Below are 10,270 nucleotides of genomic sequence, written 5' to 3'. Positions count from 1 at the left end.
TCCAGTTCCACACCGGGCGCCGGCTCCACACCCCCTCCCTCACGCTCCAGGTCGGATGACCCCCGCCCGGGGAGCCGCCATCACCGGCACCCCGGCTTCGCCGCGGCTCGCCGGCGACGGGGGGTCAGGGGCGTGCGGACCGCCGTCCGGTGCCGGCGGAGCGGGGCGAGGCGGTCCGTGTGCGCGACGCGGCTGCCGAGGCCGAGGCGAGGACGAGGAAGCTCGCAACCGCGTAGAAGACCGCCGGCCCTGAGCTGAAGATGCGGACCTCGCCCTTCAGCGCCTCGTGGTACTCGCTCTCGGTGAGCTCGACCCGGACACTGTGCTGCGGCTGCGTGGTCCGGTCCCAGGACGTGTAGTAGTAGCCCGACGCGTCCGCCTTCGCGTCCTCGGCCGTGCCGGCACCGGTGGCCACCCCGAGCGCGGCGAGGCAGCACACGACCGCATAGGTGACCTTGAGGGCGGGCGGCAGCGCCGGGACGTACCGGACGAGGAGATGGCCGTTGGCCCGGTCCGTCAGCCGGGCCGCAACGATGCAGCGGAACAGTGCCACGACGAAGACGGGGAACACCCCGACGAACAGGGCCGCGCAGAGCCACGCCGGCACGGTGAACCTCCCGGGCAGCCAGGTCGAGACCAGGCAGAGCAGCGCGGCTCCGCAGAGCGCCGACGCCAGTACGAAGTGGACCCGGTAGCTGCCGCGCAGCTCGCCCATGTCGATTCCCCCCCGACGGAACGTGACCGACTGGCACCGTAGTCCCGACCGACATACCGGGGAAGCGCATTTCCGGGGGCTGCCGCAGGCCGCGCTCGGCGGGGAAACCGCAGGCGCGGTCGCCCGGGCAGCGGGTCGCGAGCCGGTGTTCGCGCCTGGTGGCGGCCGGGGCTCCACCGGCGCACCCGGTCCTCGCGGTGGAGCCTGAATCGGCGTCACACCCCCACTCCACGAACGGCCGGAGCCACTGGACGTGCGGCTGCGCCCCGGCGCACCGCCCGGCCCGCGCCTTCCTCCCTTCGTGCTGGCGTGTCGGACGCCCGCCCGCGGTCACCGACGCGAGGCTGACGGGAGAGCCCCCATCGGAAGGAGCGAGAATGCCCGAGATCACCACCCCGTACGCCACCGGCACCCCGTGCTGGGTCGACCTGATGGCCAAGGACCAGCAGGCCGCACTGGACTTCTACCGCGACCTGCTCGGCTGGCAGGGCCGGCCCGGACCGGCGGAGTTCGGCGGGTACGCGGTCTGCGAGCTGAACGGCAAGGCCGTCGCCGGCATCGGCCCGGCGATGGCGCCCGAGGGCATGCCCGAGCCGCCGACGGTGTGGACCGGCTACCTGGCCAGCACCGACGCCCAGGCCACCCAGGACGCGATCGTCTCGGCGGGCGGCACCCTGCTCGTCCCGGTCATGGACGTCGGCAACCTGGGTCGGATGCTGATCGCCGCCGACCCGCAGGGGGCGGTGTTCGGGGTGTGGCAGCCCGTCGAGTTCTCCGGCGCGCAGGTGGTCAACGAGGCGGGCGCGCTCACCTGGAACGAGCTGCACACCGACGACGTCCCGGCCGCCACCGCGTTCTACGGCGAGGCGTTCGGCATCGAGATCGAACCGCTCAAGGGGGCCGACTCATACTGGGAGCTTCGGGTCGGCGGCCGCGCGGTCGGCGGCGTCACCCTGCTCGCGAACGACCCGCAGGGCACCCCCGCGCACTGGCTGACCTACTTCGCGGTCGACGACGTCGACTCCACCGCGGACGCCCTGGTCAGGGCCGGGGGCACCGTCCTGGCCCCGCCGTTCGACATGATGGCCGGCCGGATGACCGTGGTCGCCGACCCGCAGGGCGCCCCGTTCGCCATGATCAATCCGACCCCGATGTAAGGCGCACCGCCGCGGGCCGCCACCCGACCGGGCGGCGGCCCCGCGCCTGTGCAGCCGCGCGGTGACCCACCCCCCGGTGGCTCAGGCCTCCGGCGCGTCGGCGTCTGCGTCTGCGTCGGTGCCTCTCGGGGCGGTGGCGGGGGCGAGCGAGGCCAGGAAGTCGTCGAAGGCCCGATCGGCTCGTTCGACGTCGCCGGTGGCCTCGATGTCCATGATCAGGCCGCGGACGACCGCGAGGACGAGGGTGCCGAGTTCCGGGCGGCCCATGCTGCGCATGCCGTCCTCGAAGGGTTGCAGCCAGTCCGTGGTGGCCTCGCGGCGAAAGCCCGGCCACAGCCGCTGCCCGGCGTCCTCGCGGAGCCTGCCGAACATGCTGAGGTACGGCCGCCCGGCCGGTCCGGTCATGACCTGCCAGGCCCGCCGCAGCGTGGTCGGGTAGGGCTCGTCCGGTCGCGGGGCGACCAGTTCACCGAAGAAGTCGCGCTGCCGCCGGCGCGCCCGTCCCAGGGTCTCCCGCAGCAGCGCGTCCCTCGTCCCGAAGTGGTAGATCAGCATCCGGGTCGAGGTGCCGGACGCCGCCGCGAGCGGTTCGAGGCGGTCGGGCAGGCCGTGGGCGAGCGCGTGGTCGACGCACGCATCGAGGATCCGGTCGCGGATCTCGGGCTGCTTGTGTCGTCCCACGGCCGCACTTTTTCACGTAACTGGCGGTACGTCTACCGTGGATTCCAGGGCAGCCGGACGGAGGAGGAAGAGATGCGGGTCGTCTTCGTGCACGGGGCGTGCGTCCGTGACGGATCGTGGTGGTGGCACCTGGCCGCTGCGGCCCTGGAGGCGCGCGGCATCACCAGCGTGGCCGCGGCGCTGCCGAGCTGCGGCGAGGACGGGCGGCCCCCCGGACCCCGGGGGCCGGGGCTGCCCGAGGACGTCGCCGCGGTGCGCGCCGCCCTGTCCGAGGGGGACGAGCCGACCGTGGTCGTGGCGCACAGCTACGGCGGCATCGTCGCCGCCGAGGCGGCGGTGGGCGTCGCGACGGTGCGCCACCTGGTGTTCGTGTCGAGCTACCTGCCCGAGCCCGGCGAGTCGCTGTCGACGTTCGGCGCCGACGTGCCGCCGCCGTTCCTGGACTTCGACCCCGACCGCGGCACGTTCGGCGCCAGGCCCGAGCTGTTCGCCGAGACGTTCGCCCAGGACTGCCCGCCGGACGTCGTCCGCGACGCAGCCGCCCGGCTGACCCGCCAGACGCTCGCCGTGCTCCAGCAGCCCGTACGGGCGGTGGCCTGGCACGACCTGCCCACGACGTACGTGGTGTGCACCGAGGACCGGGGCACCCCGGCGGCGGCGCAACGCGAATGCGCCCGCCGCGCCGACGAGGTCATCGAGGTCCGGGCGGGTCACCACCCGTTCCTGTCCCGGCCGGAGACCGTCGCCGACCTCCTCGCGAACCTGTCCTGACGGCCGTGCGGACCGGCGCGTCCGCCCCCGCCCACCGGCGGGCCTGCCGTCCCTGGCCCCCCTGATGCACCGCCCCGGCCAGGCCGGGAAGAGTGGACGGCATGTCAGAGATCGCCGGGACCGCGAGCTCCGCCTGCCGTCCCCGGCCCCCCGGGGCTCGCCCCGGCCGCCTGGCCGGACTGGACCTCGCCCGTGGGCTCGCCGTGTTCGGAATGTTCGCCGCACACCTCGGACCCGACCCGGAGGCGGGAGGCCCGGTCGGCGCCGCCATGCGCCTCGCCCACGGGCGGGCCTCCGTGCTGTTCGCCGTGCTCGCCGGTTGCTCGCCGGTTGCTCGCCGGTCGCCCGTCCGGGGACCGGCCGGGACGCCCGTCGCACGGCCGCCAGGATCGCCGTCCGCGCCTGCCTGCTGATCGCCCTCGGCGCCGCCCTGGCCGCGCTCGATCCGCCGATCACCCTCATTCTCACCGCCTGCGGCGCGTACTTCCTGCTCGCCCTGCCGCTGCTCCGCCGTTGCCGCTGTTCGCCGTATTCGTCGCCGGGACGCTGCTGGTGGCCGGGCTGTGGACGGCGCGCTTCGCCCGCGGTCCTCTGGAGGCGCTGGTACACACCGGGCGACCCTGGTCGCCCGGCTGGTGCCGTAGCCGCGGCGGACGGTCCGGGCCGGCGCGTCTCGTCGGCGTCGTCGACGCCGTTGCCGAAGACGCCGTCGATGCCCAGACCGAAGCGAGGCTCGGGCCCGGAGGTGATCTTCTCGTCTCGGTCGTTGGTGCACGTACGGCGGTGCGTGGCCGACCGTCAACGACGGCTGTCCGGAACGGATTACGCGGGCTCGTTCGTACAGCTCGTGCCGCCCGGGGCCTGTCGGTGCCGGGGGATACGGTCGCGAAGTGCGGGCGTGGTGCCCGTGCTCCCAACACGGGCGGGACGGGCATGCGGTGACGGCGTCGACGGTTCTGCACTTTCCTCGGGCCCACGACGGGACAGCCGGGCCCCTGCACCTGGCGGCAGATCGCGACGGCCCGGTCATCCTGGTGTCCACCAACGACGGCCGGGACGGGGTGTGCCGCTGGGACGCCGCGAGGGGAACGCTGCTCTGGCGTTCGACCGACGACCTGTCAGGTGTCAACGATCTCGCCGCGGTGCGCCTGCCCGGCGGACGGTGGGTGGTGGCGGCCGCGGGGGACGACGGGGTCGACTGCTGGGATGCCGGCACCGGTGATGGGCTGTCGGGCCGTGAGCGGCACTCGGGCACGGTGTGGGGCCTGGCGGCCGCCCACCTGGCCGACGGCGGGGCGATGCTGGTCGGGGCCGGTGACGGGGGAGAGGTGCACCGCTGGGACCCGCTGACCGGCCGACCGCTCGGCGCGCCGCTCCTCGGGCACCGCGGCAGCGTGAAGTCCGTCGCTGCGCAGACGCTGCCGAACGGCAGGACCGTGATCGCATCGGGCGGCGACGACGGACATGTCCATTGTTGGGATGCCACCACCGGTCGGAGCCTGGGCACACCGCTCGAAGGTTCCGGTTCGTTCACCCAGGTGTGCCTGGTACCGCCGGCGGACGGGAGAACGTTGATCGCGGCCTGTGACACCGGAGGGTCCCTGCACCGATGGGACGCCATCGACGGCATCCCGGTCGGTTCGCCGGTCGAGATGGGTGCGTACGCGCCGATGCTGTCGGCGGTCCGACTCGGAGGCGAACCGGTCCTGGTCACCTCGGGGGAGGACGGCACAGTTCGCCGATGGCATGCAGTCACCGGCGAACTCATCGACACCTCCTTGGCCGGCGTGGCCGCCATGGCCGCTGTGCGAGGTGACGGCACGGTCCTCCTCGCGACGGGCACCCGTGCCGGCGACCTCACCGTCCACGCGATCGGGCAGGCTCACGGCTGATGCCGTCTCGCAGGGGCCGTGCCGACGGGTGTCAGCTGAACGACCAGACCGCGATCAGGGCGACCGTGAGTACGGTGAGCGCTCCGAACCAGCTGAAGACCGCCAGTCTCCTGCGGGGGGTGCCGAGCGGGTCGAGGCGGTCAGAGGGGAGGCGCCGGGCGAGTCCGGCCAGGGCGCAGAGCGCTCCGCCGGACGTGCCGGCCAGGCCGAGGAGCAGTCCGGCGGCATCGTTGGCGAAGGCGTGGGCGCCGGGCTCCACACAGGCGCCGGCCCCGGAGCACCGCACCTGCACGACCGTGCCGGCGTCGTAGAGGCGATCGGCATCGGCGAGCTCCCAGCGCCCGGCAGGTGTGCCGCCGGCGGCCGGATCGCCGTGGCCCTGGCAGACGGCGGTCCGGCTCCGCCCGTGGTGGTCCCACCGGCAGCCGTCGACGGTCATCCGGAGCAGGGGACTGCCCGTCCGCCCCGACACGAGGGCCAGGTCCTGTGCCGCGAACACACCGACGGAGATCCCGAGTCCGAGGAGGGTCACGGCGAGCAGCAGATGGAACCCGCCCTGCGATCGCGTCGTCGACGCCGATCGGCGCGTCCGCGGTGCGGCGGGCCGCGTCCAGTCCGTGCGGTAAAGACGCTTCTGCCGGGCCCTCGTCGACGGCATGTCTACCCCCAGGTGGCTGACGACAGCCGACAGTGTGCCCAGCAACACGGACGGGCCGAAAGCGATTTCCCCGGGCCGCCCGGTGCGGCGGCCGCCGGCAGGTGCACGGCCACGCCCTGATCGGCCTCGACGCCGGGCCGCGGAGCCGGCCGACGACTGCGTGCCCGGAGTCGTGCGGCCGGGCCGAGTGCGGGGGTCAGGACTGCAGCAGGCGGTGCGCCGCGTCCGCGATGTGCCGGCGGGAGATGCCTGCCTCGTCGAGCAACTCCTCCGGTGTGCCGGAGCCGGGCAGGTTCCGCACGGCGAGGTGGGCGGTGCCCGGGCAGAGCCGCTGCGCGGCGAGTGCGGTCAGGACGGCCTCGCCGATGCCTCCCTCGGGCCGGTGGTCCTCGGCGACCACGAGGTGCCCGGTGTCGAGGGCGGCCCGCGCGAGGACGTCGGAGTCCAGCGGCTTGACCGAGTAGAGGTCCACGACCCGTGCGCTGACGCCCCGTTCGGTGAGCAGGTCGGCGGCCGCGAGGCACTCGTGGACGGTGACGCCCGCACCCAGCAGAGTGACCCGGTCCGCACCGCTCGACCGGAGGGTCTTGGAGCCGCCGATCGGGAAGTCCTCGTCGGATCCGTACAGGACGGGGTAGGCGCCACGGGTGGCCCGCAGGTACGAGATGCCGTCCAGGTCGGCGGCGGCCGCGGTGAGGGCTGCGGCCGACGTCGCGTCACTCGGGTACAGCACGGTGGAGCCGTGCACGGAGCGCATCATGGCCAGGTCCTCCAGGCCCATCTGCGACGGGCCGTCGGGGCCGATCTCGACTCCGCAGTGCGTGCCGCACAGCGTCAGTGTGATGCCGGAGACGGCGGCCATGCGGATGAAGTCGTGGGCGCGGGTCAGGAACGCGGCGAACGTCGCAGCGTACGGGTGGCGGCCGCGCACCGCGGTGCCGACCGCCGTGGCGACCATCTGCTGCTCGGCGATGTATGACTGGAAGAACCGGTCGGGGTGGGTCTCGGCGAAGTCCTGGGTGTGCGTGGAGTTGCCGACCTCGGCGTCCAGGACGACCACGTCCGCCCGCTCGCCCAGCGCCACCAGGGCCTTGCCGAAGGCCGACCGGGTGGCGACCTCCGCGCCGAGGTCGAAGCGCGGCAGTTCCACGGCGGTCCGTCCGCCGTTCCCGGTGCCGTCCGGGCCGTGGGCCGTGGCGGCGGCTGAGCCGGCGCCGGCCGCCGCCGGGGGTTGCGGCCCGTGGACGGTCAGGTGGCGCACGCCGCCGAGCTCCTGGATCGCCCGGTGGGCCAGGTCCTCGGGCAGCGGCTTTCCGTGCCACCCCTCGGCGTCGGCGACCTCGGCGACACCCCGGCCCTTGACCGTCCGGGCGATGACCGCCGTCGGGGCCTCGCCGTCCGCGGCGGTCCGCAGCGCCCGGTCGACGGCGGCCAGGTCGTGGCCGTCGACGACGAGGGGCCGGCAGCCGAAGGCCCGGACCCGGTCCGCGTAGCGCTCGGTGTCCCAACCCAGCGCGGTGGGGCCGCTCTGGCCGAGGCGGTTGACGTCGAAGATCGCGGTGAAGTTCGCCAGGCCGAGCCGGCCTGCCGCGTCCAGTGCCTCCCAGACCGAGCCCTCGGCGCTCTCGCTGTCGCCGCAGAGCACCCAGACCCGGGCCGGCTGCCGGTCGAGGTCGCGCACCGCCAGGGCGATGCCCACGCCGTAGCCGATGCCCTGGCCGAGCGAGCCGGTGGCGACGTCCACCCAGGGCAGCACCGGGGTGGGGTGGCCCTGGAGCCGGGCTCCGGCGCGTCGGTATCCGGTGAGCAGTTCCTCCTCGTCGATCGCCCCGGCCGCCCGGAACATCGCGTACAGCAGCGGGGAGGCGTGGCCCTTGGAGAAGACCAGGTGATCGGCGGCCGGATGGCCCGGGTCCTGCCAGTCGTAGCGCAGGTGGCGGGCCATCAGGACGGCCATCAGATCGGCCGCCGACAGGCTCGACGTGGGATGGCCGGACCCGGCTGCGGTGCTGGCGCGCACCGCGTCGACCCGCAGCTGCTGGGCGAGGTCGAACACCGCCCCGAGGTCGCTGGTGGGCCCGATCGGGCGGGTGGAGACGACGGGGTGGGCGGCCATGGCGGGTCCCTTCGTGGCTGAGCGGCCGGGCGCCGGGCCACCGGTGCGGCGACGGCGACTGCACGGCGACGGCGCCGCGCCGCCGCCCGGCCGGAGATCTCCTCGGCGCGTGCCCGAGAGTGCCCGGTTTATGCAGGAACCCGCTCGGTGGAGCGTGCCGGGCCGTCGGCAGCAGGCCGGCCGCGCGGCCCGTGCATGGCGTGGACGCCGCCGGGTACGCGCTCATCGACGACACCGCCGGAACGGCGACGAGCGGGGAACGACCATGCGGGACACGAGGGCGACAACGGAGCAGCGCACCACGGCCGGACGGCACGGTGCCGCCCGAGCGCCCGTGCGCCCGGCGGGCACCGACCTTTCCGGCGGAGCGCCGTGAGCGGGCCCCGGGATGCGGAGTTCACGGTCTGGGCACTCACCGTGGACGAGGACTCCCCGGGAGCGCCCGTCGCCGAGGTGTACGTCGAGGTCGGCCGCCGGTGGCACGGCGACCTGCTGGCGGACGCGATCGACAGCGGCTTCCACCTCGCGGTCGGCGAACCGCCGGACAGCACCGGCCTCCTGCTGACGAGCGGTGCCGAGATCGAACGGCTGCTCGTCGGCGGCCGGCGGTCGTGGGAGCCGCTGCCCCATCCGCTCGCCTCACCGCAGTGGTGGGCGGCTGCCCGTTCCGCCGGGCACGTCCTGGTGACCCTGGTACCACCTGGCACCTGGCAGGGCGGACCGGTCGCCACGGGGGCCGACGAGGAGCCCGGCGAGCACCCCCGCGGCGTCGCCACCGCCTGCGGGACCGCCGTGGTCCTGCACGGCACAGCCCGACTCGCGGTCCGTTGAGGCGGCCCCCGCCCGTCGGACGCCGGAATCACCCACTGTTTCCCTCGGGCCGTACGGGTAGAAGCCCGGGAGGCCCGACGACTGCCGGCCGGGCCTCACCGCTGCTGCCGGGGATGATGGACGTGAACGGCCCTCACTACCACCGCCGTGCCGCCCTGGCGCTCACGGGCGACTGCTTCGGTACGGCGATGCGGTTCGTGCGCCGCACCCTCTCCGAGTGGGCCCTGAGCGTCGACGGGTGCCCGACGAACGACATGGTCCTGGTCGCCGCCGAACTGCTGGGCAATGCGTGCGTTCACACGCCCGGGCCGACCGCCATCGACCTCGAACTGGACGACAGCGTTCTGACCGTGGCCATCACCGACGTCAGCCTCCGGCCACCGACCCTGCGCCCCTACCGGCCGGGGACGCCCGGTGGATACGGCCTGCACATCGTCGAGCGGCTCTCCACCCGATGGGGCTCCTACGCCGCGCCGGGCGGCAAGACCGTGTGGGCCACCCTGGACACGGCCGGCCGGGGGCCACGGCCGGTCGTCCTGGCCCCCGGCCAGGAGCCGCGCGAGCGGTCGTGACCGGCTGTCCCCGGTCGGGCCCGGTGCCCCGGGCACGGCCTCGGCGGTCACGGCTCGGTGGTTCGGCCCTCTTCGTGGCGGTCGTCGCCCGGTCGGCGGAGCCCCACTGCGTCGACCGTGTCAGCCCGCCACCGGCGGGCTCGCGGGGCGACGGCCCGTTGTTTGCGGTGAGGGCCGCTGGGGAGGCGCGCAGGAACGAATACCACCAGGGCGGCGGGACCGGTCAGCGTCCGCCCGTCCGCCCGCCGAGGAGAGGACGGCGCGCCATGACGCCGGTACGGAATCCGATCAGGACGGCACCGCCGCATGCCGCCGCGTCGGGAGGGATCCGGCCGTGTCCGGTGCGGCGCCGCATGTCGTCCGGCACCGGCGGGCGGGCCCCGGCACCCGCGGAGGACGGACGGATCCGCGTCCTCGTGCTGACCCGCTCCGACGGGCCGACGATCCGGGTCGCCGGCGAGATCGACCGACACACCGCACCCGTGCTCGTGGACGCGCTGTCCCAGCCGTGGGCGGCGATGACCCCGCCCGCCGTCGTCCGGGTCGACCTCGCGGCCGTGGAGTTCTGCGACTCCTCCGCGCTGCGGGCGCTGCTGGACGCCGAGCGGCGCGCCGCCGCGCACGGCAGCGCCCTGCTCCTCGTACACCCGTCCCGGCAGGTCATCCGACTGCTGGAGCTCAGCGGCGTCGACGCGGAGCTGGCCGTGGCGGGCTGACCCTGCCGCCGATCGGACGACGTACGTCCGCCGGACCCGAGGTACGGGAGGCGTGCCCACCCGCCCCGGAGTGCCGTCCGCGCGGCCTCGATGTACCGTCTTTCACCCGCCCGTGCAGGTGTGCGTCGGTGGTGCCGCGCAGACGCGGCGGACCCTGACCG

10 protein-coding genes are annotated in these 10,270 nt (G+C 74.7%); 6 read left to right on the top strand and 4 right to left on the bottom strand.

Going from position 1 to position 10,270, the window contains the following annotated elements; all coding sequences use genetic code 11:
• Window positions 1-124: 124 nt before the first annotated feature.
• Complete coding sequence (locus ACFV0G_RS08605) at window positions 125-715, bottom strand: hypothetical protein (RefSeq protein WP_380543765.1); 591 nt, start codon at window positions 713-715, stop codon at window positions 125-127.
• Window positions 716-1,092: 377 nt separating this feature from the next.
• Here ACFV0G_RS08605 and ACFV0G_RS08600 point away from each other — a divergent pair, with 377 nt between their 5' ends.
• The gene (locus ACFV0G_RS08600; RefSeq protein WP_380543762.1) at window positions 1,093-1,872 is read left to right on the top strand and encodes a VOC family protein; all 780 of its coding nucleotides are present in this window, start codon (window positions 1,093-1,095) and stop codon (window positions 1,870-1,872) included.
• An 81-nt stretch (window positions 1,873-1,953) separates the two neighbouring features.
• Here ACFV0G_RS08600 and ACFV0G_RS08595 read toward each other — a convergent pair whose 3' ends face one another.
• A complete protein-coding gene (locus ACFV0G_RS08595; RefSeq protein WP_380543759.1) occupies window positions 1,954-2,553 on the bottom strand; it encodes a TetR/AcrR family transcriptional regulator in 600 nt (199 codons plus the stop codon).
• A 72-nt stretch (window positions 2,554-2,625) separates the two neighbouring features.
• Between ACFV0G_RS08595 and ACFV0G_RS08590 the strand changes: the two genes are divergently transcribed.
• Both ACFV0G_RS08590 and ACFV0G_RS08585 read left to right on the top strand, forming a co-directional pair.
• Window positions 2,626-3,324: an alpha/beta hydrolase gene (locus tag ACFV0G_RS08590; protein WP_380543756.1), complete on the top strand. Its 699-nt coding sequence runs from the start codon at window positions 2,626-2,628 to the stop codon at window positions 3,322-3,324.
• Window positions 3,325-4,214: 890 nt separating this feature from the next.
• Complete coding sequence (locus ACFV0G_RS08585; protein WP_380543753.1) at window positions 4,215-5,216, top strand: WD40 repeat domain-containing protein; 1,002 nt, start codon at window positions 4,215-4,217, stop codon at window positions 5,214-5,216.
• 31 nt (window positions 5,217-5,247) lie between these two features.
• Here ACFV0G_RS08585 and ACFV0G_RS08580 read toward each other — a convergent pair whose 3' ends face one another.
• Both ACFV0G_RS08580 and ACFV0G_RS08575 read right to left on the bottom strand, forming a co-directional pair.
• Window positions 5,248-5,748 (bottom strand): hypothetical protein, encoded by a 501-nt coding sequence (locus ACFV0G_RS08580; protein ID WP_380543750.1) that lies wholly within the window; start codon window positions 5,746-5,748, stop codon window positions 5,248-5,250.
• A gap of 322 nt (window positions 5,749-6,070) precedes the next feature.
• Window positions 6,071-7,990 carry a transketolase gene (locus tag ACFV0G_RS08575; protein ID WP_380543747.1) on the bottom strand — a complete coding sequence of 640 codons (1,920 nt, stop codon included), beginning with the start codon at window positions 7,988-7,990 and terminating at the stop codon, window positions 6,071-6,073.
• A gap of 372 nt (window positions 7,991-8,362) precedes the next feature.
• On the opposite strand from ACFV0G_RS08575, the gene ACFV0G_RS08570 reads away from it, so the two are divergent.
• From ACFV0G_RS08570 to ACFV0G_RS08560, 3 genes are all read left to right on the top strand, one after another.
• Window positions 8,363-8,821, top strand: a complete 459-nt coding sequence (locus tag ACFV0G_RS08570) for a hypothetical protein (protein WP_380543744.1) — start codon at window positions 8,363-8,365, stop codon at window positions 8,819-8,821.
• 122 nt (window positions 8,822-8,943) lie between these two features.
• Window positions 8,944-9,393 carry an ATP-binding protein gene (locus tag ACFV0G_RS08565; RefSeq protein ID WP_380543741.1) on the top strand — a complete coding sequence of 150 codons (450 nt, stop codon included), beginning with the start codon at window positions 8,944-8,946 and terminating at the stop codon, window positions 9,391-9,393.
• 353 nt (window positions 9,394-9,746) lie between these two features.
• A complete protein-coding gene (locus ACFV0G_RS08560; RefSeq protein ID WP_380543738.1) occupies window positions 9,747-10,109 on the top strand; it encodes an STAS domain-containing protein in 363 nt (120 codons plus the stop codon).
• Window positions 10,110-10,270: the final 161 nt, after the last annotated feature.

The organism is Kitasatospora sp. NPDC059571 (genome assembly GCF_042735675.1).
Classification (GTDB): Bacteria; Actinomycetota; Actinomycetes; order Streptomycetales; family Streptomycetaceae; genus Kitasatospora.
This window is presented reverse-complemented; position numbering and strand designations above follow the sequence as displayed.

Coding starts and splice junctions, on each gene's coding strand:
- ACFV0G_RS08605 (WP_380543765.1), bottom strand. CDS start 715: ATGGGCGAGCTGCGCGGCAGCTACCGGGTCCACTTCGTACTGGCGTCG.
- ACFV0G_RS08600 (WP_380543762.1), top strand. CDS start 1,093: ATGCCCGAGATCACCACCCCGTACGCCACCGGCACCCCGTGCTGGGTC.
- ACFV0G_RS08590 (WP_380543756.1), top strand. CDS start 2,626: ATGCGGGTCGTCTTCGTGCACGGGGCGTGCGTCCGTGACGGATCGTGG.
- ACFV0G_RS08575 (WP_380543747.1), bottom strand. CDS start 7,990: ATGGCCGCCCACCCCGTCGTCTCCACCCGCCCGATCGGGCCCACCAGC.
- ACFV0G_RS08560 (WP_380543738.1), top strand. CDS start 9,747: ATGTCGTCCGGCACCGGCGGGCGGGCCCCGGCACCCGCGGAGGACGGA.